Origin of the sequence: Amycolatopsis heterodermiae (assembly GCF_034929455.1) — a bacterium.
Taxonomy (GTDB): domain Bacteria; phylum Actinomycetota; class Actinomycetes; order Mycobacteriales; family Pseudonocardiaceae; genus Amycolatopsis; species Amycolatopsis heterodermiae.
Genome location: NZ_JAYFSI010000006.1, coordinates 102,901 through 127,258, shown reverse-complemented (window position 1 = coordinate 127,258; position 24,358 = coordinate 102,901). Strand labels below are relative to the sequence as shown.

General features: G+C 69.3%; 22 protein-coding genes. 14 read left to right on the top strand and 8 right to left on the bottom strand.

Going from position 1 to position 24,358, the window contains the following annotated elements; genetic code table 11:
• Positions 1-98 precede the first annotated feature (98 nt).
• On the top strand, positions 99-764 hold the full coding sequence (locus tag VA596_RS25460; RefSeq protein ID WP_323330664.1) for a hypothetical protein: 666 nt from the start codon (positions 99-101) through the stop codon (positions 762-764).
• A 282-nt stretch (positions 765-1,046) separates the two neighbouring features.
• Here VA596_RS25460 and VA596_RS25455 read toward each other — a convergent pair whose 3' ends face one another.
• The gene (locus VA596_RS25455) at positions 1,047-1,652 is read right to left on the bottom strand and encodes a hypothetical protein (RefSeq protein WP_323330663.1); all 606 of its coding nucleotides are present in this window, start codon (positions 1,650-1,652) and stop codon (positions 1,047-1,049) included.
• Between the two features lie 214 nt (positions 1,653-1,866).
• Here VA596_RS25455 and VA596_RS25450 point away from each other — a divergent pair, with 214 nt between their 5' ends.
• The 4 genes from VA596_RS25450 to VA596_RS25435 all read left to right on the top strand — a co-directional run bounded on the left by VA596_RS25450 (position 1,867) and on the right by VA596_RS25435 (position 3,773).
• On the top strand, positions 1,867-2,442 hold the full coding sequence (locus tag VA596_RS25450; protein WP_323330662.1) for a dihydrofolate reductase family protein: 576 nt from the start codon (positions 1,867-1,869) through the stop codon (positions 2,440-2,442).
• A 33-nt stretch (positions 2,443-2,475) separates the two neighbouring features.
• Entirely contained in the window at positions 2,476-3,102 is a 627-nt protein-coding gene (locus VA596_RS25445; protein WP_323330661.1) for an alpha-ketoglutarate-dependent dioxygenase AlkB, read from the top strand.
• Between the two features lie 42 nt (positions 3,103-3,144).
• On the top strand, positions 3,145-3,348 hold the full coding sequence (locus tag VA596_RS25440) for a hypothetical protein (RefSeq protein ID WP_323330660.1): 204 nt from the start codon (positions 3,145-3,147) through the stop codon (positions 3,346-3,348).
• 74 nt (positions 3,349-3,422) lie between these two features.
• Complete coding sequence (locus VA596_RS25435; RefSeq protein ID WP_323330659.1) at positions 3,423-3,773, top strand: DUF1152 domain-containing protein; 351 nt, start codon at positions 3,423-3,425, stop codon at positions 3,771-3,773.
• A 1-nt stretch (position 3,774) separates the two neighbouring features.
• Here VA596_RS25435 and VA596_RS25430 read toward each other — a convergent pair whose 3' ends face one another.
• Positions 3,775-5,052, bottom strand: coding sequence for a cytochrome P450 (locus tag VA596_RS25430; RefSeq protein ID WP_323330658.1), 1,278 nt, complete (start codon positions 5,050-5,052; stop codon positions 3,775-3,777).
• Positions 5,053-5,184: 132 nt separating this feature from the next.
• Here VA596_RS25430 and VA596_RS25425 point away from each other — a divergent pair, with 132 nt between their 5' ends.
• On the top strand, positions 5,185-5,973 hold the full coding sequence (locus VA596_RS25425) for a methyltransferase domain-containing protein (RefSeq protein ID WP_323330657.1): 789 nt from the start codon (positions 5,185-5,187) through the stop codon (positions 5,971-5,973).
• Between the two features lie 3 nt (positions 5,974-5,976).
• Here VA596_RS25425 and VA596_RS25420 read toward each other — a convergent pair whose 3' ends face one another.
• On the bottom strand, positions 5,977-7,638 hold the full coding sequence (locus VA596_RS25420) for a peptide-N4-asparagine amidase (RefSeq protein WP_323330656.1): 1,662 nt from the start codon (positions 7,636-7,638) through the stop codon (positions 5,977-5,979).
• A 134-nt stretch (positions 7,639-7,772) separates the two neighbouring features.
• On the opposite strand from VA596_RS25420, the gene VA596_RS25415 reads away from it, so the two are divergent.
• Genes VA596_RS25415 through VA596_RS25405 form a run of 3 tightly spaced genes read left to right on the top strand, consistent with a single transcriptional unit; the run spans position 7,773 to position 10,429 of the window.
• Positions 7,773-8,768 (top strand): LacI family DNA-binding transcriptional regulator, encoded by a 996-nt coding sequence (locus VA596_RS25415; protein WP_323330655.1) that lies wholly within the window; start codon positions 7,773-7,775, stop codon positions 8,766-8,768.
• A gap of 51 nt (positions 8,769-8,819) precedes the next feature.
• Positions 8,820-10,028, top strand: coding sequence for an MFS transporter (locus tag VA596_RS25410; RefSeq protein WP_323330654.1), 1,209 nt, complete (start codon positions 8,820-8,822; stop codon positions 10,026-10,028).
• A complete protein-coding gene (locus tag VA596_RS25405; protein ID WP_323330653.1) occupies positions 10,028-10,429 on the top strand; it encodes a DUF4279 domain-containing protein in 402 nt (133 codons plus the stop codon). Before VA596_RS25410 ends, VA596_RS25405 begins: the two co-directional genes overlap by 1 nt.
• Positions 10,430-10,504: 75 nt before the next feature.
• Here the strand turns inward: VA596_RS25405 and VA596_RS25400 are convergent, their stop codons facing one another.
• From VA596_RS25400 to VA596_RS25390, 3 genes are read right to left on the bottom strand one after another with little or no spacing between them, the layout of a single operon-like run.
• Positions 10,505-11,398: an ROK family protein gene (locus VA596_RS25400; RefSeq protein WP_323330652.1), complete on the bottom strand. Its 894-nt coding sequence runs from the start codon at positions 11,396-11,398 to the stop codon at positions 10,505-10,507.
• Positions 11,395-14,298, bottom strand: coding sequence for a glycosyl hydrolase 2 galactose-binding domain-containing protein (locus tag VA596_RS25395; protein WP_323330651.1), 2,904 nt, complete (start codon positions 14,296-14,298; stop codon positions 11,395-11,397). The genes VA596_RS25400 and VA596_RS25395 overlap by 4 nt, the downstream gene beginning before the upstream one ends.
• Complete coding sequence (locus VA596_RS25390) at positions 14,295-15,737, bottom strand: APC family permease (RefSeq protein ID WP_323330650.1); 1,443 nt, start codon at positions 15,735-15,737, stop codon at positions 14,295-14,297. The genes VA596_RS25395 and VA596_RS25390 overlap by 4 nt, the downstream gene beginning before the upstream one ends.
• A 147-nt stretch (positions 15,738-15,884) precedes the next feature.
• Here VA596_RS25390 and VA596_RS25385 point away from each other — a divergent pair, with 147 nt between their 5' ends.
• On the top strand, positions 15,885-17,057 hold the full coding sequence (locus VA596_RS25385; RefSeq protein ID WP_323331119.1) for an ROK family transcriptional regulator: 1,173 nt from the start codon (positions 15,885-15,887) through the stop codon (positions 17,055-17,057).
• Positions 17,058-17,861: 804 nt separating this feature from the next.
• Here the strand turns inward: VA596_RS25385 and VA596_RS25380 are convergent.
• The gene (locus VA596_RS25380) at positions 17,862-18,092 is read right to left on the bottom strand and encodes a hypothetical protein (RefSeq protein WP_247050471.1); all 231 of its coding nucleotides are present in this window, start codon (positions 18,090-18,092) and stop codon (positions 17,862-17,864) included.
• A 127-nt stretch (positions 18,093-18,219) separates the two neighbouring features.
• Here VA596_RS25380 and VA596_RS25375 point away from each other — a divergent pair, with 127 nt between their 5' ends.
• The 3 genes from VA596_RS25375 to VA596_RS25365 are packed head-to-tail and all read left to right on the top strand — an operon-like array spanning position 18,220 to position 20,752.
• Positions 18,220-19,698, top strand: coding sequence for an MFS transporter (locus tag VA596_RS25375; protein WP_323330649.1), 1,479 nt, complete (start codon positions 18,220-18,222; stop codon positions 19,696-19,698).
• Between the two features lie 2 nt (positions 19,699-19,700).
• Positions 19,701-20,258 carry a TetR/AcrR family transcriptional regulator gene (locus VA596_RS25370; protein ID WP_323330648.1) on the top strand — a complete coding sequence of 186 codons (558 nt, stop codon included), beginning with the start codon at positions 19,701-19,703 and terminating at the stop codon, positions 20,256-20,258.
• A 20-nt stretch (positions 20,259-20,278) separates the two neighbouring features.
• Positions 20,279-20,752 (top strand): DUF3592 domain-containing protein, encoded by a 474-nt coding sequence (locus VA596_RS25365; RefSeq protein WP_323330647.1) that lies wholly within the window; start codon positions 20,279-20,281, stop codon positions 20,750-20,752.
• Here the strand turns inward: VA596_RS25365 and VA596_RS25360 are convergent.
• The gene (locus tag VA596_RS25360) at positions 20,749-21,540 is read right to left on the bottom strand and encodes an FkbM family methyltransferase (protein WP_323331118.1); all 792 of its coding nucleotides are present in this window, start codon (positions 21,538-21,540) and stop codon (positions 20,749-20,751) included. The two genes, VA596_RS25365 and VA596_RS25360, sit on opposite strands and share 4 nt — an antisense overlap.
• Positions 21,541-22,322: 782 nt before the next feature.
• Between VA596_RS25360 and VA596_RS25355 the strand changes: the two genes are divergently transcribed.
• A complete protein-coding gene (locus VA596_RS25355) occupies positions 22,323-24,116 on the top strand; it encodes a DUF4062 domain-containing protein (protein WP_323330646.1) in 1,794 nt (597 codons plus the stop codon).
• The last annotated feature ends 242 nt before the right edge of the window (positions 24,117-24,358 follow it).

The window sequence follows — 24,358 nt, the reverse complement described above, 5'->3', positions numbered from 1 at the left end:
TCGGCAGCGTCGCTGTTGAGCTCGGCATCGATTTGTCCGGCCATCCCCTGGCATCGGATGCGGCCACAGTCGCGGAACGACCGGACTCTCCGATTCGAATGAACGATGACTGGCTTTCGACCGACTACGGCCAGGCCCGCGCCGCCAAGGCTGAGCAGACCCGTGACGCTCTTACTCAGAGTGACCTCAGGATAGCAGAAGGCTGGGAGAAGGCCCGCTCGATCATCACCACGTCTGACGGTGTCATCTATTTCGACGCTCTCGCCGATCTGGCCATCGGTGCCCGCCAGGCGGACCTCGGCCACGTGCCGGCGGCGTTCCTCACCAATCCGCACTTCACGCCGTACAACTACGCGACGTCGATCGACCGACTGGGTGACGTCGAAGTCATGCCACAGGCAACACGCGCCCAGATCAGGAATCTGGCGCGCGAGGTGGCCACGCGGTTCTGCCGCGAATTGACCCTCAATAGCTACACAGTCCTCGACCTGCCGCAGCTCGCGGGGCTGGCTCAGGTGAACGACGACCTGACGGGAACGGCGTTATGCCAACTCGGGTCACACCCCACTGCACTCGAGGCCACCGAGTGTTTCTGGCTTGCCGCTACGCTGCCCGTCGCTTGCCGCCCGACCGGGCACAGGTCGCGCTGGACGACTTCACCAAGTTGTCTTTGCACATCGCACCGCTCGACTGCTCATCCGGAAGCCGCAGGTCCTCCGGCGGCTCGGTGCTCGCACGGCCTACGAGGCAATCGGCGGCCCTGAGTTCAACACCGCCATTTGGAGGCCCGCTTACCGAGCAGCGGAGCTCAACTACATTCCGCGACGGGATGGGATGCACGGCATGCGCCATTTCTACGCCTCGGTCGCTCTTGCGTCCGGAGTGTCGGTCAAGGAGCCGGCCGAGTACCTCGGTCACCACGACCCGGGCTACATGCTCCGGATCTACACCCACCTGATCCCGTCGGCAGCCGACGGGACCTTCAAACCGCGCCACGCCGGGGCGGCACGGCTTGAAGATCCCGAGACGGCCTTACGCGATCGACCCTACTTGTGCCAGAACTTGACGCCGCTCCACGTCACAGTGATCGGACCCGCGCCGCTCGAGGTTCGGTAGCTGCCGAACTTGTCGTAGTAGCTGCCGCTCGGGCTGGCGATCGTCTGCTTCAGCGAACCGTTGATGTACACCTTGTGCGACGTGCCGACCTGGTTGATCGTGTTCACCCGGACCGACGTGCCGACGGTCGCGCCGCTGCCCAGGGTTGCCCCTCCTTCCACTGCGTACATCCGGCCGCCGTTCTCGACCGCCAGCAGGAAGTACGGGCCGGAGTCCGAGCCGTCGCGGAAGGTCTGCTTCAGGCTGATCCGGGAGCCCGTCATGCTGGTGATCTTGAACGAGCCCTCGAACTGGTGGGTGCCGCCCGTGTAGGTGTCGTAGCGGCGTTCCGCCCGCTGCTCACCGCTGCTGCTGGAGCAGGTGAGCTTGAAGGTGAGCCCGGACGTCGAGCCGCAGCCGACGTTCTGGGTCTTGTAGCCCGGCGAGTCCGAGGTCCACGTACCGCCTCCGACCTGGGCTTCCGCTGTCGGGGCGAGCACCGCGAGCCCCGCCGCGACCGTTACGAGCACTCCCGCACCGCGAAGTCTGCGCACCATCCAACCTCCTGTGTGACTGGAGGCGGCGGTGGCGGGACACAGGTTCAGACCTTTGTCCGGCTTGAGAAGACTGTACGAGCCGGGGTGCCCGGTGGACAAGACCCACTTCCGCCCGGACGAGTGCGTCGGAAGTTTTCCCGCGCGTGCTGTCGAATCCGGCGGACCCCGTTCGACACACTGGTGAACGCAAGCTTGATCAACCAAGGAGCACCCCATGCGCACCCTGATCTCCACCTCGTTCGTCTCGCTCGACGGCGTCGTCGAAGGACCCGGCGGCGAGCCGGGCTACCGCAACTCGGGCTGGACCTTCAAGGACGTCGAGTTCGACCCGGCCGCCTACGAGATGAAGGGCACCGAGCAGGAGGAGGCCACGGCCCTGCTGCTCGGCCGGGTCAGCTACCAGGTGTTCGCGCCGGTGTGGCCGGGCATGACCGTCGAGTTCGCCAAGTACAACGCGATGCCGAAGTACGTCGTGTCGACCACGCTGCAGGAGTCCGACCTGGTGACGAACTGGGGCGAGACCACCATCCTGCGCTCGCTGGACGACGTCGCCGCGCTCAAGGAGACCGAGGGCGGCCCGATCATCGTCAACGGCAGCGCCGCGCTGAACCGGGCCATGGCCGACGCCGGCCTGATCGACCGCTACCACCTGCTGCTGTTCCCGGTACTGCTCGGCGCGGGCAAGCGGCTGTTCAGCGAGACCGACAAGGACAAGCAGAACCTCAAGCTGATCAGCAGCGAGGCGTACGGCAACGGGATCCAGAAGCTGGTCTACGACGTCGTGAAGTAGAACAAGTGTTCGACTGTGGTGTACGGTCGGGGCATGACGACACCGGCACTGCAGCCCTCGCTGTTCGGCGAGCCGGGCCCCGTCACCCTCCACCCGCTCGCCCCCCGGCGCACCGAGCTGGGGGCGGGCGCCTGGGTCGACGTGCAGCCCGGCTGGCTCGACGGCGCCGACGAGGTGTTCACCGAGCTGGTCACCGCCGTCCCGTGGCAGGCGGAGCGGCGGCGGATGTACGACCGGATCGTCGACGTCCCCCGGCTGCTCTGCTTCTACCGCGAGGCCGCCCCGCTCCCCCACCCCGTGCTGGCCGGGGCGCGCGCCGCGCTGAGCGAGCACTACGCGGGTGAGCTGGGCGAGCCGTTCCGCACGGCCGGCCTGTGTTACTACCGTGACGGCCGCGACAGCGTCGCGTGGCACGGCGACACGCTCGGCCGCGGCAGCACCGAGGACACGATGGTCGCGATCGTCTCGGTCGGTGCCGCGCGCCAGCTCGCGCTGCGCCCCCGCGGCGGCGGCGAGTCCCGGCGGTACGCGCTGGGCCACGGCGACCTGATCGTGATGGGCGGCTCGTGCCAGCGGACCTGGGAGCACGCCATCCCGAAGACGAACCGCGCGGCCGGGCCGCGGATCAGCATCCAGTTCCGGCCGCGCGGGGTCCGCTGAGCGCTCCACAAAGGAGTGGCTTCACCTCCGTAGGCTGACATCGTGTACTCCCTTGCCGAACCCCGCTGTTCACCCGGCTCCGGCCCGCGCGGCGGGATTCCGCTCGCGACCGCCCTGCGCGCGCAGGGCAAAGAGGTGCACCTCGCGAACCTGGCCTTCAGCGACCTGAACCGGCTCGACCTGGACGACTGGCTCTTCCCCGGCGTCGCGCGGGTGCGGCCCGGCAGCGCGGGTGACGACGCGTAACCCTCGCGCGGTGGCTCGCATCACGCGGGCTGCCTTCGGTCGTCCACGCGTTCCCGCGCGTCGGCGTCCAGCCGGTGCGGGACGCCTACCGCGACCTCGTGACCCACCTCGGCGTGGACACCGTCGTGCTCGTCGACGGCGGCACGGACATCCTGCTGCGCGGCGACGAAGCCGAGCTCGGCACACCCGAAGAGGACATGACCAGCCTCGCGTCGGTGGCCGCGCTCGACGGGGTCGACCGGCTGGTCGTCAGCCTCGGGTTCGGCATCGAACCCGCTGATGGGTGTCTACTTCAGCGTCGACCTGGCGATCCTGGCCGCCGGGGTCGGCTACCTGGACGACCTGGCCACGACCAGCACCGCCGCCGACGTCGCCATGGTCGTCGAAGCGCAAGGCGACGGCCGGGGCGGGCGATGCCGCACTGAGTCAGCCGACCAGGACCGGCAGCTCGTCCAGACCGTACACAATGGACACCTTGCGGAACGAGAGCTCTTCGGCCGGCACGGCGAGGCGCAGGTTCGGGAACCGGCGCACGAGCGCGGGGTACGCCGTGCGCAGCTCCATCCGGGCCAGCTCGGCGCCGATGCAGCGGTGGATGCCGTAGCTGAACGCGAGGTGCGACGTCGGCTCGCGAGTGGCGTCGAAGGTGTCCATGTCCGAGCCCAGCTTGGTGTCCCGGTCCGCGGCCGACAGCGACACCAGCACGATGTCGCCCTCGCTGATCTGGACGCCGGCGATCTCCATGTCCTGCTTGGCGAACCGCGGGAACGCCATCTGCACGACGGTCAGGTAGCGCAGCAGTTCCTCGACGAAGCGGTGCACGGACTCGTCGTCGCCGCGGACGGCGTCGAACGCCTTCTCGTCGCGCAGCAGCACCAGCGCGCCGAGGGCGAGCATGCTGGCCGTGGTCTCCAGGCCGCCGGTGAGCACGCCGTCGGCGAGGCCGGCCAGTTCCTGGTCGGAGATCTCGTCGCCGTGCTCCTTGATCAGCATGCCGAGCAGGCCGTCACCGGGCTCCGCGCGCTGCTTCTTCACGATGTCGAGCAGGTAGGTCAGCGATTCGGACATCGCGCCGAGCGAGGCACTCGCGCCACCGAAGAGGTCGAAACGGGCGGTGCTCAGGCGCTGGAAGTCTTCGCGGTCCTCGTAGGACACACCGAGCAGTTCACAGATGGTGAGCGACGGGATCGGCAGCGCGAACGCCTGCCAGAGGTCGACGGGCCCGTCGGCGGCGGCCATCGCGTCGAGCTGCTCGGCGACGATCTCGTCGATCCGCGAGGTCAGCCGGTTGAGCCGGCGCATGGTGAACTCGGGCGTCAGCAGCTTGCGCAGGCGGGTGTGCACCGGCGGGTCCGCGAAGCCCAGGCCACCCGGGTTCTGGTCCTCGGTCACCCCGGCGCTGCCGACCAGGTTGGTGAAGTCGCTCGAGAACTCCGTCACCTTGCCGAGCACGGCCTTCGCCTCGTCGTACCCCGTGACCAGCCAGGCGTTCATCCCGAACGGCAGATCGAGCTTGCTGATCGGGGCTTCGGCCCGGATCGCGCCGATCTCCGCGACCGGGTCGAGGCCGTCGCGCTTGAGCGGCAGCAGCGCCGAATCGGGCAGGAAGGACGACATCTTCTCGAGGTCGAAGCCCTTTTTCGACTGCCGCGCGAGATAGCGTCGGCCGACCCAGCCCAGGACCCGCGAGCGGAGACTCCCCATGTCTCCGACAGTACCCCACTAGCCCGATCGGGTGAGCGGGCACGAGACGGGGTTCACGAGACCGAAACCTGGCGGACGGGCGGCATGTGTCCGATGTGGACCACGGGTGTCCGGCCGGGCCATGCTGGGGTGATGAACCGCTACCTGCTCGACAACCGTCGCCCGGAGGCCGGTGAACGGTTCGCGGCGCTCGCCGAGCTGTTCGACCCGTGGACCTTCCGGCACCTCGACGACCTGGGGCTCGGCGAAGGGTGGCGGTGCTGGGAGGTCGGCGCCGGCGGCGTCTCGGTGCCACTCGGCTTGGCCGAGCGCGTCGGGACGGGCGGCCGGGTGCTGGCCACCGACATCGACGTGTCGTGGGCCGGGCCCGCGGCCGGCGGCGCGCTCGAGGTGCGCCGGCACGACGTGCTGCGCGACCCACCGCCGGCGGAGACGTTCGACCTGGTCCACGCCCGGCTGGTGCTGGTCCACCTGAAGGACCGCGCGGCCGCGATGCGCGTCATGGTCGACGCACTCCGGCCGGGCGGTTGGCTCGTGATCGAGGACGCGGACCCGGCGCTGCAGCCCCTCGCCTGCCCGGACGAACGCGGCCCCGCCGAAGCGCTGGCGAACCGGCTGCGCACCCGGATCCGGACGCTGATGGCCGAGCGCGGCGCAGACCTCGCCTACGGCCGGACGCTGCCCCGGCTGCTGCGCGAGTCGGACCTCACCGACGTCCGCGCCGAGGCCTACTTCCCCGTCGCGGCCCGCGCGTGCGCGGTCCTGGAGGCGGCCACGGTCCGCCACGTCCGCGACCAGCTCCTGGCCGCGGACCTGGCGACGTCCGAGGAGATCGGGACGCACCTCGCGAACCTCGTGCGCGGTGACCTGGATCTCATGCTCGCGCCGATGATCACCGCGTGGGGCCGCAAACCGGCCTGAGACTCACCTCCGCGGCGGCAGCTCCCGGTTCTGGGTGATCCGCCCGTGTTCGCTCGCGATGTAGTGGAGGTACGGGCGGCCCAGGTCGTCCGGGCCGGTGTAGAGCGTCTGGGACTTCCCGTCGGCCTCGGTGTTGACGCCGTTGGTGCGCGCCAGCACGCCGGACGCGGACAGCCACTCCCGGGACGCGCGCACCGGCCGCCAGCTCCGGCCGTCGCCGGTCAGGTCGCCGAGGATCTGGGTCATCTCGGCCGAGCCGGAGATCCGCAGGTTCTGGTCGTCGGTGATGTTCGCGGTGGCGTCGGTGGTCAGCGGGTAGGACCAGGTGTGCCGGGCCGCGGAGCGCACCCGGCCGTCCACAGTGGACGTCGAGGTCTGCTGGCCCGAGTCGGCCTGCACGACGTGCTGGGTGAAACCGCCACCGGTGACGTCGTCGCTGTTGCGGTAGTCGCGGGTGCGCTCGACGCGGGTGTAGACGCGCCCCGCCGAGGTGTCGACGTACCCCGCGGTGACGTCGTGGCGCTTCGCCTTGACGGTCGCGTTGACCCCGCCGGCGATGTCCTTCACCGTCGTCTTCCGCACCGGCGCCGCCGCGACGTCGTCCTGGGTCAGCGCGCCGGACGTCCGCGCGGCGTGGTCGTCGGTGTGGAGCAGGAGGGTCGGCACGACCGTCCACTCGCCGCCGATGTCCGGCACGGTGAACGACAGGTCGTGCGCGCCGCCGTCGACCAGCTTGCCGACGAACGGTGTCACGTCGTAGGTCTCGGAGTGCAGGCTGAAGGTGTCGATCGCCACGATCGGGCGCCACAGCTGCGGCACGATCCCGCCGGAGTAGATGTGCGGGAAGGTGAACGCCGACCCGGCGGCGGTCCCGTCGATCGCGAAGTTCGCTTCGCGGTAGGGCCCGTGGCCGCACATCCCGGCCGCCGGGTACTTCGCCGCGACCTCGTCCGGGACGTCGTCGAACCACTGCTCGTCGCAGGCGTGGCCTTCGAGCGTGACTTCCAGCTCGGCGCGGGTGATGTTGCGCGGCAGGTCCTTCGCGGTGAAGTGGACGGTCGGCGCCGCGGGGGTCGCGTCGACGTGGCCCATGCCGGTGACGTGGTCGGGGACGTCGGGTGCCGGGTGCCTGCGGTCGGCGCGGTAGTAGGTGAGCGTCACGGTCTGGGCGTAGACGCCGGTGTAGACGTTCGAGGTGAAGTTCTCGATGCCGCCGTGGAACGGCTGCGGGGTGCGCAGCAGCGCGGAATACGGCGTGAGGTCCTTGTCGAAGTGGTAGGTGATCGGGCGGTTGCCCTCGCCGCTGGGTTCTTCGGTGGTCCCCCACCAGACCTCGGCGTCGCCGATCTTCAGGTCGCCGATCCGGTCGTACTGCCGCCCGCTGACGGTCACGGTCTGGTCCATGACGACCTTCGCCCACGGCCCGGCGCAGGCTTTCGGCGGCGTGAGCGTGCCTTCGTAGAACTGCGAGGTGCCGTCGGCGGCGTTGGAGCGGAAGGCATCGGCGAGCGTGACGGTGCAGTGCGGCGTGTCGGGCCGCGTCACCGCGGGCGCGGCCAGCACGGGATCGTCGGTGTCGTGTTCGAGGACGGGATCGGCCGAGGCGATTCCCCCGGAGACCGCGGTCATCAGCAGCAGGGACAGGACGATCGTGAAGATCCGCACCCGGACTCCTCCCAGTGGCAGGAAACGCGAGTCGAATCCTAGTACCGCGATCATGCGACTTATGGTGGGAAACAGCCTTCAGTGAAACGTTTCATCACCGTGCTAGGCTTGGTCTTTCTCAGCGAGGGGGTGCGGTGGTCGGCATCAAGGACGTCGCGAAACGGGCCGGCGTCTCGATCGGCACGGTGTCCAATGTGGTCAACCGGCCGCACGTGGTCGCGACCGCCACCCGCAACCGGGTGCTGTCCGTCATCGAGGAACTCGGGTACGTCCGCGACGAGTCCGCCCGGCAGCTGCGGGCCGGCAGCAGCCGGATCCTGGGACTGCTGGTGCTGGACCTCGGGAACCCGTTCTTCGTCGACGTCGCCCGCGGGGCCGAGCAGGCCGCCCACGCCGAAGGCCTCAACATCATCACCTGCAACAGCGGCCAGCGCTCCGACCTCGAAGCGTCGTACCTGGCGATGTTCGCCGAACAGCGGGTCCGGGGTGTGCTGCTGAGCCCGGTCGGGGCGTCGAGCGAGGCGCTGCACGCGTTCCGTCGCAGCGGGACGCCGTACGTCTTCGTCGACCGCAAGGCCTCGACGAGCGAAGCGAGTTCGGTCGCGGTGGACGACGTCGCCGGCGGCGCACTCGGCGCCCGGCACCTGCTGGAGACCGGCCACGACCGGATCGCCTTCGTCAACGGCCCGGCCATCCTCGACCAGTGCCGCGACCGCGAGCAGGGCGTCCGGTCGGTGCTGTCCGGTTCGGCGGCCGAGCTGACCGTGCTGGAAGGGCTCGGCCTCGACGTCGAGTCGGGCCGGGACGCGGGTTCCCGGCTGCTGGGCATGAGCCCCCGGCCGACGGCGGTGTTCTGCGCCAACGACCTGCTCGCGCTGGGCGTGCTGCAGGCGATGGTGGGCGCGGGCGTGCGCGTGCCGGAGGAGATGGCGATCGTCGGGTACGACGACATCGAGTTCGCGGGCGCAGCGGCGGTCCCCCTGACGTCGGTCCGCCAGCCCGCCCGGCGCCTCGGGCGCACCGCCGCGGAGCTGCTGCTGGCGGAGACGGCGGACACGAAGGCGGAACGCCAGGCCGTGGTGTTCACCCCGGAACTGGTGGTCCGCGAGTCGACCCGTGTGCGCCGCTGACCCCTCGTAAATGGTTTGAGTCCGGTTTGATCGTTAGGCATGCTAACGATCATGACCAGCAGATGGGTGCGCCTCCAGGCCGTAGCGGTGTCCGGTTCGGCTTGCGAAGGACTGCTGCTGGCGGCGCTGCCCCTGCTGGCCGTGTCGATCACCACCGATCCGCGTGAGGTGTCGCTGGTCAACGTCGCCGGGCAGGCGCCGTGGCTGCTGCTGTCGCTCTTCGCCGGGGTGCTCATCGACCGCGTGCGGCGGACCGCCGTGCTCGCCTGGGCCTACGCCGTGCAGGTCGGGACCGCGCTGGTGCTGGCCGCGATCACGACGGCCGGCGCGCTGACGCTGCCCGCGCTGCTCGTCATCGCGTTCGTCATCACCTCCGCGCAGGTGCTCGGGGACGGCGCGAGCGGCGCGCTCGTGCCCGAACTGGTCGAGCCGGACCGGCTGGCCCACGCCAACGCGCGGCTGACCGTCATCGACCGGGGTGTGGTGCAGTTCATCGTCCCGCCGGCGACCGGCTTCCTGATCGGCGTCGGGACCGGCGTGCCCGCGTGGCTGGCCGCGGCGTTCGCGCTGGCCGCGCTGGTGCTGGCGCGGCGGATCCCGTCGGCGTCGGTCGTGGCCGCGCGGACCCACCCGCTGCGCGACCTCTCGGCCGGGCTCACGCACCTGGTCCGGACGCCGCTGCTGCGGTCGATCACGATCAACGTCGCGCTGGGCTCGTTCGCCGCGAGCGCCGGCAGCTCGATGCTGGTGCTGTACGCGACGCAGGTGCTGCACGTCGGTTCGGTCGGGTACGGCCTGCTGCTGACGTGCCTGGCGATCGGCTGGGTGCTGTCGTCGTTCGTGGTGCAGAGGATCGTCGACCGGCTCGGCTACTCGTGGTCGATGCGGCTGGCGCAGGGCCTCGGCGCGGTGGCGCCGCTGCTGCTGGCCGTGCTCCCGCCGTGGCCGGCCTTGATCGGGCTGGTGCTGGTCTTCATGACCTCGACGGTGCTGGTCTGGAACGTGTGCTCGCAGTCGAGCCGCCAGCGCTTCACCCCGGCGCCGCTGCTCGGCCGGGTGCTGACGAGCCACCGCGCGCTGGCCTGGGGCCTGACCCCGCTGGGTGCGTTGACCGGCGGCCTGGTCGCGGCCCACTGGAGCCTGCGCGGGGTGTGGGTGATGGTCGCGGCGATCCAGGCGGTGAGCGCGGTGCTGGTGTGGTTCCAGCTGTCGCCGGAGGCGTTCCGCCGCACCGAAGAACTGACCGCAGCGGAGGCTTGATGCTGACCACGGCCACCTTCCGGCTCTTCGGCGCGCCCGGGCGGACGGCCGCCGAGGTCACGCGCCGCTTGGGTGTCGACCCGACCACCGCCGGGGAGGCGGGCGAACCCGTGGGTGCCCGCTCCCGGGCGGTCCGCTCAGGCTCCTTGTGGTGCCTGTCCTCTTCTCCGGCGGCTACCGAAGCCGAACTCGCCACGCACCTGCGGCAGCTGCTGGACGTCCTCGAACCCCGGCGAGCCGAGCTGTGGGCCCTCACGCGCGACGGTTACCTCGCGGACTGGTTCTGCATGGTCGCTTCGCACGCGGCAGAGCACGCGGTCGAACTCGACCGCGACCTGCTGGGCCGCCTGCTGGCCCTCCCCGGCGAACTGCTGCTCGACGTCTCCGGCGACGACCGCTGAAGACGGCGCTCTCCGGCTCTTCGACGTGATACCGGGTGGCGTGCCGGGTCGGGGCACCGGCACGCCACCCGGTCGTTACTGGTCCCCCAACGCCAGCGCTACCGCGCCCAGCAGGGCCGCGTCCTGGTCGAAGCGGGCCGCGACCAGTTCCGGGGGGAACGGGACCGCGTGGGCCAGCCTGGCCGCCAAGGCCGGCAGCAGCACGTCCGCCGAGCGGACCAGGCCGCCGCCGACCGCGATGCGCTGGGGGTCCACCATCAGCGCCAGGTTGGCCACGTGCATCGACAGCTCGTCCAGCGCCGCGGTCACCAGCTCCTTGGCCTCGGCGTTCTCCTTGGCCAGGGCGAACAGCTCGCCCGCGGTGACCGGGCGGCCGAGCAGGATGCTCGCCCGGCCGCCCAGCCCACGCCCACCGACGGCTTCCTCCAGCGGCGCCGCTCCGCTGGCGAAACCCTCGGTGTCCTGCGGTGAGAGCAGGTTGTACCCGATCTCACCCGCAGCTCCGTTGGCGCCGGTCAGCAACCGGCCGCCGACCAGTACCGCCGCGGCGATACCGGTGCCCAGCGAGAGGAACACGGCCGGATCGGTCCCGGCCAGCGCGCCCCACCGCCATTCCGCGAGTGCCGCCGCCTTCGCGTCGGTCCCGACCGAGATCGGCACGGCCGGGAACTCCGCCGCCACCAGCTCCGCCAGGTGCAGCTGCTCCCAGCCCGGCACGTTCGGCGCGAGCAGGATCCGATCCGGCAGCACGATCCCCGGGCTGACGACGCCGATCGCGGCAGGCACGGCACCCGCGTCGGCCAAGAGCCCCTTGGCCCCGGCGAGCGCCCGCACGACCACCTGTTCGGCTCCCGCCTGCGCGTCGGTGTCCAGCCGGCAGGTGGCCAGCAGGTTGCCGTCGTGGTCGGCGAGCCCCAGCGCCACTTTCGTGCCGCCGAAGTCGATCCCGAGAATCCGTTTGTCACTCACTCGAAAGAGCCTCCAGTCCCCTCGATCTGCGGCGCCACCGCCGCGTCCCCGTGGTGGCCGTACCCCCCGGCCGCCCGCACCACGATCCGGCCCGTGTTGAACCCGTCGACGCTGATCACCGGCGCGGCGCCACGCAGGTCGGACGCCTTGTAGGTGACGGTCAGCGTCTGCGACTGGCCCGGCCACAGCGTGATGTCGTTGTCGTCCCAGGTCGCGGCCGCGAGCTGGTTGTCACCGCCCGCCTCGTGCCCGTCCGGCGTGCCGCGCCGGATGTCGGCCCGCAGGAAGAACCCGACCGCCGGGGTCTTCGACGTGTTGGTGACGGTCACGGTCGTGACGGTGTCGTCCCCGTTCGGCCCGCGGCCCGGCTTCGTCGAGGCGACGGCGCTGACCTGCGACTTCGGCAGGTCCTGCAGCGCCTGCAGGTTGCTGTACTGCGACAGCGTCGCCTGCGGGTTGCCCAGGGTCTTGCCCCAGTCGACGACGTCCTTCTGCGTGGAGAGCCAGTAGACGTTCCGGTCGACGACCTTCCCGCCCTGCTTCACCTGCAGCTCGACGAAGTACACCTTCGCGGGAGCCGGCGCCTTCGTCTCGGCGGGCACCTTCGGCTTGAGGACACCGGTCTTGACACCCTGCGAGCCCAGCGCAATCCCGGACGCCGTCTGGTCGTCCAGCACCTTGCCCGCGGTGTCGAGCACGCGCGCCTGCACCGAAAGGCCGTTCTGGGTACCGGCGCCGAGGTTGTCGACGGTCACGGAACCGTTGTCGTAGCCGTAGATCGCGTGCAGCGGCTTGTTCGCCTTCTTGGCGCCGAAGAACGCGCCGGCCTGGTCGCCGTCGTCGTTGTAGAGCGACCACAGCAGGGTCGGCCAGCCCTTGTTCAGCTGCCAGTAGACGACGCCCGTCGCCGGGTTGGCCTTGTCCGTCGAGTGGTGCAGGAACGCCTCGAACTGCGAGCGGGTGTTCTCGTAGTTCGCGATGTTCGCGAGGTCCACATAGGACTTGAGCGAGTCCCACTTGCCGTAGCGCTGGGTGATGGACTGGTCCAGCGTGTAGAGCGTGCCGAACGCGTAACCGCCGTGGTCGGGCTCGAAGTTGGCGTGGTACTGGTTGTACGCCGGGTCCTGCCACAGCTTCGCCTGCTCGGTGGGCGAGAGGAACCGCTTGATCGAGTCGAGCGTCGGCACGGTGTGCCCGGCGCTCTGCTCGCTGGCGAAGCCCCACGAGCCGCCCGCATTGGTCCGCGAGGAGTCCTCGGCGTCGAAGTGCGAGGTGTCGTACCAGTAGGACGGCGGGACCCAGTCGTACGGGCCCTCCTTCTCCCCCGAGTTGCCCAGGGTCGGCGTGCTCTTGTACTCCGCCGAGGCGATCACCGGCACCTGGAAGTCGGCGTCCTTGAACGCCTTCAGCGTCTCGCTCTCCTGGCGCGGCACCGGCTCGTTGTCGCTCCAGCCGTAGTTGAAGACGCTCGGGTGGCTCCGCTCCATCTGCGCGATGGTGTAGGCCGAGTCGTGCAGGATCCGGTAGTCGCGCTCGGTCAGCGTCGAGGCGTCCTCGGGCTGCCAGGCGTCACAGCAGATGAACCCGCCGATCACGAGCAGCCCGGCGCGGTCGGCCTGGTCGTAGAAGTCCTGCGGCATGTCGTGACCCTCGAGCCGGACGCCGGACAGGCCCATGTTCTTGATCAGCGCGATCTGGTGCGCGGTGTCGGCCTTGTCGTAGCGCAGGAAGAGGTCCGGCGCGAAGCCGCCGCCGCGGAAGACGAAGTCCTTGCCGTTGATCGTGAACTGCCGCGCGCCGTCGGGCAGCGGCGCCGACTTCCCGACCAGGCGCGAGGTCACCGTGCGGATGCCGAAGGTGCTCTTCGACGACGTCGACAGCGTCCCGTTCTGCGAGACCGCCGTGGTCAGCGTGTACAGCGGCTGGTCGCCCATCGAATACGGCCACCAGACCTTCGGCTTGCTGATCTTGACCGGCGCGAACGTCACGGTCTGCTTGGTGTTCGCGGGGATCGTCGCGCGCTGCTTGACGACGATCGGCGCACCCGAGGGCGGGGTGATCGTCGCGGCGACGTCCCCGGTCTGGGCGGCGGCCGCGTTGTTGGTGACGTCGACCTTCACCGTCAGCGAGGAGCTGGACAGGTCGGGGGCGTTGTCCTGCACGACGTGCGCGTTGTCGCCGGTGAGCGCGTCGGAGACCTGCAGGGTCGGCGGGAACTGGATGCCGGTGTTGTTGTCCGGCGGGATCTGGCCCCAGTCGACCTGGTCGAGCGTGTACATCTTCGACGGGTCGTTCGGGTAGACCTTGATCGCCAGGGTGTTCTTGCCCGGCTTCACCAGCTTCGAGACGTCGAACGTGTGCCCGGCGTACGCGCCGCTGACGATGTCCTTCGACGCCACCAGCTTGCCGTTCACCCAGACGTCGCCCTCACCGACGATGCCGGGGATGGTCAGCTTCGCGCTCTGGCCGGCGTGGAAGTCCGGGGTGAAGTCGGTGCGGTACCACCACGGGTCGGAGAACGGCTTCGTGACGACCGGGCCCACCGAGGTGACGTACCCGAAGCACTTGCGCATGTTGTCCGAGACGAAGACGCCCGGGCACTTCCCGTTCTGCACCAGCGCGTTGATCTCGGTGCCGGGCGCGCCGGCGTCGTCCGGCTTCACCGGCAGCCAGCCGCGGGTGGTGTAGCCGGGCGTGGAGACCTTGTCCCCGCCGTCCTTGACGCTCGCGGTGGTCAGCACCTGCCAGCCCTGCGCGCCGATCGTGCTCAAGCCGTGCGGCCTGGCCGTTTCCTGCTGGGCGGGTTCTTGAGCCGAGGCCGGCGCGGCCACGCTCAGCACCCCGGGCACCAGGATCAGCGCCGCGACGGCGGCGATCCTGGCCTTGGGCGACTTCGTCATGCGTGAGCCCCTTCGGTGTCGGCGAACGCTTCCTTGATCTCCTTCGGCCCGAACGGCCAGGTGTGCTCGGCCCCGGCGTAGATCAGGTACGCGATGCCGCCGAGCACGAGCCAGCCCAGCGACAGCCCGATCGACAGCCAGGTCGCGGAGACGTAGATGTAGACCCAGCCGACGAGCGCGAGCAGCGTCGGGAACGGGTAGAGCCACTGCCGGTACGGGCGCTTCAGGTTCGGCTGACGCCGCCGCAGCACGACGATCGCGGCGACCTGGGCCAGCGACTGGATGATCACCAGGGTGGCGACCGCCGCGTTGATCACGTCGGTCAGGGTGAACAGCGAGCCGATGATCGTGATGGCGCCCATGGTGAGCACGCCCGCGGTCGGCAGGTTGAGCTTCGGGTGCAGCTTGGCGAACACCGAGAGGAACACCTTGTCGCGCGCGGCTTCGAACGGCACGCGCGAGCCGCCGAGCAGGCCGGCGAACACCGACCCGATGGCCGCGATGACGATGAAGACGGTGACGATCTTCGCCGTCACGCTGCCCCAAGCCTGCTCGAGGACGGTCGAGGCGACCGAGGTGGCCGTCTTCAGCTCCTCCAGCGGCACCGAGCCGAGCACGCCGACCTGCAGCAGGAAGTACAGGCTCATGATGCCGACGATCGAGAAGAGGATCGAGCGCGGCAGGGTGCGGCCCGGCGAGCGGACCTCGCCGCCGAGGTAGGCGGTGGTGTTGTAGCCCAGGTAGTCGTAGATGGCGATGATCAGGCCGGCGCCGAGACCGCCCCAGAACGTGCCCTCGCCGGCCGAGCTGAACGCGCCGGGCGTGAACGCGAACGCCTGCGAGGCGCTGAAGTGCGTCGCGGCCGCGACGATCGTGGCGAGCACCGCGACCAGCATGACCACGAACAGCCCCGTGGTGAGCTTGCCGATCTGGCCGATCTTGCGGAACAGCGCCAGCACGATGAGCAGCGTGACGCCGATGCCGATGATCTTGCCCAGTGCGGTCACGCCGGCGTCGTCGGTGACGCCCGGGATCAGGTAGCCGAGGTACTGGACGAGGCCGATGATGCCGGTCGACATGATCAGCGGGATGAACAGCACCGCACTCCAGACGAACAGGAACGGCATCAGCCGCCCGGTGCGGTACTGGAACGCTTCACGCAGGTAGATGTAGGTGCCGCCGGCGCCCGGCATGGCCGCGCCGAGTTCGGCCCAGATGAGCCCGTCGGCCAGTGCGACGATCGCCCCGATGATCCAGCCGAACATCGCCTGCGGGCCGCCCATGGTCGCGACCATGGCGGGAATCGTGACGAACGGGCCGATTCCGCACATCTGGGTCATGTTGATCGCGGTGGCCTGCAGCGGGCCGATCTTGCGCTCAAGGGCGGGCTGCGGGGAAACCGCGGCCCCGGAGTCCCCTGAACGAGTGGGTGAACTCACGACGTGCCTCCGTCCGATAGTTAGTAAAGTTTCTTAACATAAAACGTGCGGGGTCGAAAGGGTTCCGTAGGTAAACTTGCGGCAACGCGGACAGGAGATGGGGACGTCGTGGGCCAAAACGGGCCGCAGGTGGGGACTCCGGCCAGCATGCGGGCGCTGAACCAGCGCCTCGTGCTGGAAAGGCTTCGCGCGCACGGCGAAGCGACGCGGCCGCAGATCGCGGCCGACACCGGGTTGTCGAAACCCACGGTCGGGCAGGCTTTGCTCGACCTCGAACAGCACGGCCTGGTGCGGGCGACCGGGCGCAGCCTGGCCGGCCCCGGGCGCGCGGCCGTCGTGTACCAGGCCGCGCCGGACGCGGGGCACGTCGTCGGCGTCGACATCGGGCGGCGCGCGATCCGCATCGCCGTCGCCGACCTCGACGGCAGCATCGTCGCGCGGCTCGACGAGCCCAACCGGTGCCGCTCGGCGAGCGCGCTGGTGCGCACGGTGAGCGAATCCGTCGAACGCGCCGTCGCGTCGGCCGGGCTGAGCCCGCACGAGGTCGTCTCGACCGTCGTCGGCACCCCCGGCGTCCCGGACCCGGCCACCGGGACGGTGCACCGCGCGCCCAACCTGCCGGGCTGGGAACGGCGCGGGCTGCTGCACGAGCTCGTCGCCGCGCTGGCCGGCGCCGGGTCGGACGTCGTGGTCGAGAACGACGCGAACCTGTGCGCGGTCGGCGAGCACGCGCTCGGGGCCGCGCTCGGTGTCGACGTGCTGGTGTGCCTGACCGTCGGCACCGGCATCGGGATGGGGCTGCTGGTCAACGGCAGGCTGTTCCGCGGCGCGCACGGCGCGGCGGGCGAGATCGCCGACCTGCCGTTCGGGCCCCTGCCCACGGGGGCGGACGCCCACCGGCCCGGCCCGGTGGAGACGGCGGCCGCGGGTCAGGCCGTGGTCGCCGCGGCCCACGAGCACGGGCTCACCAAGGCGCGCTCGGCGAAGGACGTCTTCCGGCTGGCCCGCCAGGGTGACGAGCGGGCCATGCGGGTGGTCGAGGACGAGGCGGAGAAGCTGGCGTACGTCGTCTCGGCGGTGACGGCGGTCCTGGACCCCCGGCTGATCGTGCTGGGCGGCGGGATCGGCGGCAACGCGGACCTGCTGGCCGACCCGATGCGGCGGGCACTGGCCGCGACGGTGCCGGTGGTCCCGGAGATAGTGGCCGGCCAGCTGGGCGTGGACGCAGTCTTGGCGGGCGCGATCGCAACGGCATTGGGCACGGCCCGCGACCTGGTGTTCGACCGACGCGGCCTACGCCGCGCGGCGGGCGAGGCCTAGGGGCCCCACACGTCGGCGCGGCTTGCGCGGTGCGAGGCCTAGCGACCCCGCACGCCGGCGCCACCGGGCCTTCGACCTGCACGGCTGGCGAGGCCCAGGGTCCGCGGCGAGTGGTTGCGGGAGTTACCGGGTTACGCTTCCGGCCGCGGCTCGGGCATCCCCACCTCAACGCCACCTTCGACCTACACGGCTGGCGAGGCCCAGGGTCCGCGGCGAGCGGTTGCGGAAGTCACCGGGTTACGCTTCCGGCCGCGGCTCGGGCATCCCCACCTCAACGCCACCTTCGACCTACACGGCTGGCGAGGCCCAGGGTCCGCGGCGAGCGGTTGCGGAAGTCACCGGGTTACGCTTCCGGCCGCGGCTCGGGCATCCCCACCTCAACGCCACCTTCGACCTGCGCGGCCCGCGCCGCGCAGCAGGCGAGGCCTAGCGTCCACACCTCGGCGCCGCTGGGCTCCGCCTTCAACCGGCGCGGCCTGCGCCGCGCGACGGGAGAGATGCCTAGCGTCCCCACGCGTCGGCGCCACTGGGCCCTCGACCTGCGCGGCGAGCGAAGCCCGGACTCCACGGCACGCGGCCGCGGGAGTCACCAGGTCGCCGCTCCCGGTCGCGGCTCGGGCGTCACCACCTCAACGCCACATTCGACCCGCCCAGTGGGCAAGACCCTGGCTCCACGGCAAGCGGCCGCGGGAGTCACCAGGTCACCACGTTCCCGGCCGCGGCACGGGCATCCCCACGTCGACACAACCTTCGACCTGCGCAGGGAGCGAGACCCGGGTCGAGCGTCCACTTCGGACCCAAGCGTCAGTCCGAGCGCCCACGCAACGTCAGCACCACCCGCAGCACGTGCTCGACCGCAGCCGGGAACGCCGCCCCGCGCAGTTCGCCGCGGTCGGCCAGGTTGCGGGATGCGAACTCCAGCTCGCGCTCCGGGCCGCCCCGGCGCACCACGAGCGCGGCCAGCTCCTCGAGGTCGAGGTCCGGGTGGTCGAGGCGCGTCAGGGCGAACTCGACGATCAGTTCCTCCTGCGTCAACGTCCGCCTCCTTCCGGCTCTTTCCAGCCTACCCGCGCCGCGCGTGGCGGGACCCGATCACCGGCCCGGCGCGGTGTGACCGGTCTGACCTGGCTTACTGTACCGTCCAGACGGTACAGTAAAACGCATGACCACGTACGCACCCGCACCGTTGAGCCACCGCCGCCGCTGGGCCGCGCTGGGCGTGCTGGTCGGCGCCGTGCTGCTGCTCGCCGTCGACGGCACCGTCCTCTACCTCGCGGTGCCCTCCCTGACCCGCGAGCTCTCCCCCAGCGCCACCGAGATCCTCTGGATCGGGGACGTCTACTCGCTCGCCCTGGCCGGCCTGCTGGTCACGGCGGGCAACCTCGCCGACCGGTTCGGCCGCAAGAAGGTGCTGCTCATCGGCACCGCGGCGTTCGGGGTGGCCTCCACGCTGGCCGCCTTCTCCCCCACCGCGGGCGTTCTCGTCGCGGCGCGGCTGCTGCTCGGGATCGCCGCGGCGACGATCATGCCCTCGACGCTGTCGATCATCCGCACGCTGTTCACCGACCCCCGCGAGCGCACCCGCGCCATCGCGATCTGGTCGGCGGGCTCCGGTGGCGGCATCGCGCTGGGCCCGCTCGTCGGCGGCGCGCTGCTGGAGCACTACTGGTGGGGTTCGGTGTTCCTGATCAACGTGCCGATCGTCGTCGTCTTCCTCGTCGCCGGCGCGTGGCTGCTGCCGGAGTCGCGGGACCCGAACCCGGGCCGGTTCGACCTGCTCTCGGCCGCCCTGTCGATGGCGGCGATCGTGCCGCTGGTCTACGCGGTCAAGCACGCCATCGGCTCCGGCGTCGACACGCAGGTGGTGCTGACGGCGGCCGTCGGGCTGGTGTCGGGTTTCCTGTTCGTGCGCCGGCAGCGCCGGGCGGCCGACCCGCTGATCGACGTGACGCTGTTCCGCAACGGCGCGTTCAGCGGGGCCGTGGTGGCCAACTTCGTCGCCGTCTTCGCGTTGATGGGCCTGCTGTTCTTCTTCTCGCAGTACCTGCAGCTGGTCCGCGGCTTCAGCCCGCTGCAGGCCGGGCTGGCCGAGATGCCGGCGACGCTGGCCTCGATCGCGGTCGTGGCCGCGGTCGGCGTGGTCGTCACACGGCTCGGCCGGGGACGCGCGGTGGCCGTGAGCCTCGCCGTCTCGGCGGTGGGGCTGCTACTGGTCGCGGTCACCGAGCAGGCGCCTCAGTACATCTGGCTGGGCCTGACGCTGGTGCCGGTCGGGCTCGGTGTCGGCCTGGCGCTGACGCTGACGGTGGACTCGGTCCTGTCCGCCGTCCCGCGGGACAAGGCGGGCTCGGCGTCGGCGATCTCCGAAACCGCGTACGAACTGGGTGCCGCGCTCGGCATCGCGCTGCTCGGCTCGGTCGTCACGCTCGTCTACCGCGGCTTGCTGCCGTCCGACGCGGCGCCCGGGGTCCGGGAGTCGCTGGCGACGGCGGTGACCGTGCTCGACCCGGCGTCGCCGCAGGCCGAGACGGCCCGGCAGGCGTTCACCGGCGCCATGCAGGTCACGTCGGTCGCGGCGGCGGTCGTCACCGCCGCCGCCGCGGTGATCGCCTGGCGTACGATCCCGTCCGGAAAGGACTGAGCATGCCTCGCAAAGCCGGGCGCAGCCCGGAGGACACGCGCCGGGCCCTGCTCGACGCCGCCGGGACCACGATCCGGGCCCGCGGGGTGTCCGCGTCGCTGGACGACATCGCCCGGCAGGCCGGCGTCTCGAAGGGCGGGCTGCTCTACCACTTCCCAGCGAAGGACGCCCTGGTGCGCGCGCTCGCCCAGGACATCCTGGACGCCTTCCGGGCCGAGGTGTCCGCCGCGCTCGACCCGGCGGACACCGGGCCGGGGCGGCTGACCCGCGCGTACGTCCGGGCGTCGCTGGACACGTCGCAGGACGAGGTCGCGGTCCGCGAGAACATCGCGCTGATCGCCCAGCTGATCTCGATCCCGGAGATCGCCGAGCTGGCCCGCGCGGACGCGGAGCGCTGGGATAGCGAGCTCCATGCGGACGGCCTGCCCGCCGACGTGGTGACCCTGGTCGTCGCGGCGGCCGACGGCGCCAGCACGGCGCCGCTGTGGGGCGTCGGCATCAACGTCGGCGCGGCCCGGCGGCTGGAACGGCAATTGCTGGATCTGACCCGCGAAGCGTGACATTCGCCCATACTGGACACGTGAGCGAACTCGTGCCCGTCCCCGCCGCCTGGGAGCACCGGCGTCGCGGGCTGACCACCCGGGTCGCCGCGTGGATCCTCGCCGCCGGGCTCGTGCTCGCCCTCGCCGTCGCGCTCCAGGCCGTCGCGGTGCAGCGGACCGGGAGCCGGCTGAGCACGTCGGGGCAGGAAGCGCCGGCCACGGTCACGGAGGTCCTGCCGCACAAGTCCGGCTACAACGTGCGGATCCGGTTCACCACCGCGGACGGCCGGGAGGTTTCCGCCCGGCTCGTGGACTTCCCGCGTGACCCCGGTCTGGAGGTCGGCGACCGGCTCCGCGTCGGGTACGACCCCGAACGCCCGGACACCACCCTCTGGGACGTCCGGGATCCCTTGGACTTCACGGGCTCGGCGATCTTCCTCGCCGCGCTCTCCGCGGTGCTGGCCGCCGCGTCGTTCCTGTTCTTCTGGGTCGTCCGGCGGCGGCGCGGCTAGCGCACCGCGAACACCATCCCGATGTCCGCCGCTTCCTGGATCGGGTCCTGCTCCGCGGTGACCGTGAAACCCTTCGCCTCGAAGACTTCCCGGATCGAGTCCCGGTGGCGCCGCCAGCCTTCGACCTCGACGACCGCCTGCCGGACGAGCGGCCAGTGGCGGTCTTCGATGCCGTGCAGGACGTCGAGTTCCGCGCCCTCGACGTCGACCTTGAGCAGGTCGATGCGGTCGATGCCGTGCTCGTCGAGCACCGCCGACAGCGGCCGGACGCGGACGCGGTGGGTCTCCAGCTCCCGCATGACCCGCAGCTTGCGGCCGACGAGCCCCCGCAGGACCGGCGCGGGCACGCGGCGCGCGGCCGAGCCGAGGCCGCCCCGGCGGATCATCTCGACGATGCTCGCCGTGACGCGCTTGCGTTCGGCCTCGACGTTTCCCGCGTCCCGCAAGGAAGACGAGAAGATCGTGGCCGCCGGGAAGTAGCTGAAGTCGAGCTCGTCCTCAGCCGACGACAAGCCAAACGGCAGTGCGGTCAGGGCGCCGCCGAAGAACTCGCGGGCGTTGCGCTCCAGCGTCTCGTACAGCGGCGGCATCGGCTCGAACGCGAAGATCCGGACGTCCCCGTCCAGCCGTTCGTAGACGGCCGCCGAGAAGACGCCGACGTTGGCCCCGACGTCGAGGACGGTGGCGCCGGGCGCGAACTCGATGCCGTGGGCGAAGTAGCCACCCACCTCCTCGCGCAGGAACGACACTTCCCACGGGTTGATGCTGTGCAGGTCGATCGCGTCCATCGTCACGCGCAGAGGCTTATCAGCATCGGGTACCGGTGGTCCAGACCCGAACGTCGGGACCGCCCGGGGAATAGCCTTCGGCAGCTGGACCATCCAGCGGAGCTAGTCCTGCGCCCGAGTAGCCCACCCCCGTCCCCGGCGGGAGAGAAGTTGACCCTTCGACGGTCCAGTGCGAGCAGCCATGACGTGCCTCGTGATCAGCTGCGACAGCACATGGAGCACTGCCACGATCGACATGGCGACGGCCTCCATTCAGCGAAGGGGCGCGGTCAACGAGCTCACCGGCCGTGGCGTCCCATCGCCGACGCCGTATCTCCCAGACGGCGGTGTGGGCGCCGCGCAACTCGCCAACAACGCGACGATCGCCTCGGGTCTCGTCGACGGCGAGCGCTGGTCACTAGCGGGACGCCGAGTTCAAAGCATGGACCTTCTGCGCCAGCCGACGGACACGCATCCGACAGGTTCGACCATATTCCGAGATTTGAGCCGTCAGGAATCCACATTTCGCCCCTGTCGCCCGCTACCCATCGGAAAGCTCGTAAGCAGGCAACCAACCCGACGCTTCGCCGATAACAAACAGTCCCAACTCGCCGTCTCCCAGATGCTGCGGCACCGAGCCTGATCGATGATCAAACAGTGGGTCAGGACCTGTCCGGCAAGGATCGTCCACTCCGACAATGACCAAGGTGGCAACCTGCGCACCGGACGCCTGGCAGATCTGCACGCACAGCACTCCACGGTCAATCATCAGCGCACAGTCGAGCCTGCGCTAGTATGCACCAATGACCGGCCGCCGCGTTTCACCCCGACGAGTGTTTCTCAGTCACACGTCAGAACTCCGCAGACTGCCTGCAGAGAGATCATTTGTCGCGGCGGCAGAGTCAGCAGTGGCACGCGCCGAGGATGCGGTTGCAGACATGAAATATTTTCCGGCGATAGACCAGACCCCGGCGACAGTCTGCCGCACCGCGGTACAGAAAGCGGATGTCTATGTCCTGATTGCAGGATTTGTCTACGGATCACTGGTTCCCGGCTACCCAGATAAGTCCTACATCGAACTTGAGTTTGAGGCCGCCACGGAGAAGCGAATACCGCGTTTGATCTTCGTGATTGACAAAGACACGCAGGGTCCAGCCGAACTTTTCATAGACGCGATACACGGTCAACGTCAAGCCAACTTCCGGAAGCGCCTCAGTGACGCCGGCTTGGTCTCGGCGAACGTCAGGACGCCAGACAATCTTGAAGCCCTACTTCTGCATTCTTTGACCAGCTCACGAAGCGGCTCCGAAATGATCGGATCACGAAACTCCCCCAAAGCATCAAGACACACTTCAACTCTACCGAATACGACTCGAAAGCGAGATCCAGATACCTCAAAAACACCCAGGGAAGTACCCATAAACCGGCCCGTTGTCAACGTCGGTGCGACATCTAGCCTACTAGAGGGAAGACTTCGCAGCTTCTACGGCGAAGGCGCATGCGTGGTAGACGGCCAGAGCACCACGGACACCGAATGGGTCGCACTTGACCAGGACACCGGAAATATACGATTTGACAATCTTGTCCCACTTGGACGCAAGCACAGGCTCCGCCCAGCAGGGCACCGTTCGTGGCAGTGGAGCGGAAACCTTCGCTACAAGTTCAGTATCGATCTGACTGCCGAAAACTTGCTGCATCAGGCTCGAAAACATTTTCACCAAGGAACTCCGGCACTCGCTTTCGGATGTGCCCGTCTGGGCGAGACACTCTCCATGCGAGCTCCCAACGAGTTTGAGGCACAAGAGGACGACGGTTGGGCCTTCCTCTCTCAGGCAATGTTTTATCTCCCATACCGCATGGATCTCGAGCTTTTGGAGGGAATAATAGGAAGAATTTGCCAATGGATCGAAGCATCCCCCTTCTGCCCGCGTGCGCGACGATCTGACCTGCTTCTATCCATCGCCAACATATACCAGGATCTCGGCGAATGGAAGCGCGCCAACGATCTGTATGAAATCGTACTGCGAGACAACCTGCAAACCATGTCCGAAGCAGCCACTCTTCGCCGGAAGGTTATAGGCAGCTTCTTTGAGCGGACCGACTCGCAAGCAGTAAAGGGATCCTTTGAAATCATTGATGATCTTGCGACACCTGTAGATTTCCGACTGTCAGTCGCAATTGCAAGAAGCTGGTGGGATATCGAGAGAGGTGACTTTGGCCAAGCCTTACGACACTTGAATTCTTTTGATTTCGACGAAGATTCCCTCGAGATCGCCTCCGACTACAGTCCACACAACAGCCTGGAACTAAAGTTGACCCAGGCGGCAGCGCTATCGAATCTACAATTTGACTGCACACCGCAGGTGGACCTTGTTGGACGAATTGTTGAAGCAATGAGCGACATCAGACTGCGTCCTATATTTACCGACATGATAGCACCCGTAATCCTTACCCCCAGCCTAAATAGACTGATATCACCACTACGTTCACCTATGGGAACGTCGACTTCATTACTGAACTCACTTGACGCTGCTGCAAAGAAACTGATTAACTCACCAACCGGTAATCTTTCAGGTCGCCCCACCTGGGTCGATTGACAACGTGCAGCAAGTCGTGCGCGTCAGCGCCGCTGCACAACCTCGTAGATCCGGGTCGGCCTCGGCCTTCAACCACCAACCCATATGGGCCACGTCCCGCCGACGCGTTCACGCCCGGCACCTCCATCGCCAGCGAACGGTAACGCACGCATGTCCGGAACCGACTACCACAAGTGCCCGACAACTACCCCATGATGTCGCCTAGGCGCACCGCAGGAACGATCGAACACCTGAGACGGGGC

Coding starts and splice junctions, on each gene's coding strand:
- VA596_RS25460 (WP_323330664.1), top strand. CDS start 99: ATGAACGATGACTGGCTTTCGACCGACTACGGCCAGGCCCGCGCCGCC.
- VA596_RS25455 (WP_323330663.1), bottom strand. CDS start 1,652: ATGGTGCGCAGACTTCGCGGTGCGGGAGTGCTCGTAACGGTCGCGGCG.
- VA596_RS25450 (WP_323330662.1), top strand. CDS start 1,867: ATGCGCACCCTGATCTCCACCTCGTTCGTCTCGCTCGACGGCGTCGTC.
- VA596_RS25445 (WP_323330661.1), top strand. CDS start 2,476: ATGACGACACCGGCACTGCAGCCCTCGCTGTTCGGCGAGCCGGGCCCC.
- VA596_RS25430 (WP_323330658.1), bottom strand. CDS start 5,052: ATGGGGAGTCTCCGCTCGCGGGTCCTGGGCTGGGTCGGCCGACGCTAT.
- VA596_RS25425 (WP_323330657.1), top strand. CDS start 5,185: ATGAACCGCTACCTGCTCGACAACCGTCGCCCGGAGGCCGGTGAACGG.
- VA596_RS25410 (WP_323330654.1), top strand. CDS start 8,820: ATGACCAGCAGATGGGTGCGCCTCCAGGCCGTAGCGGTGTCCGGTTCG.
- VA596_RS25405 (WP_323330653.1), top strand. CDS start 10,028: ATGCTGACCACGGCCACCTTCCGGCTCTTCGGCGCGCCCGGGCGGACG.
- VA596_RS25395 (WP_323330651.1), bottom strand. CDS start 14,298: ATGACGAAGTCGCCCAAGGCCAGGATCGCCGCCGTCGCGGCGCTGATC.
- VA596_RS25385 (WP_323331119.1), top strand. CDS start 15,885: ATGCGGGCGCTGAACCAGCGCCTCGTGCTGGAAAGGCTTCGCGCGCAC.
- VA596_RS25375 (WP_323330649.1), top strand. CDS start 18,220: ATGACCACGTACGCACCCGCACCGTTGAGCCACCGCCGCCGCTGGGCC.
- VA596_RS25370 (WP_323330648.1), top strand. CDS start 19,701: ATGCCTCGCAAAGCCGGGCGCAGCCCGGAGGACACGCGCCGGGCCCTG.
- VA596_RS25360 (WP_323331118.1), bottom strand. CDS start 21,540: ATGGACGCGATCGACCTGCACAGCATCAACCCGTGGGAAGTGTCGTTC.
- VA596_RS25355 (WP_323330646.1), top strand. CDS start 22,323: ATGACCGGCCGCCGCGTTTCACCCCGACGAGTGTTTCTCAGTCACACG.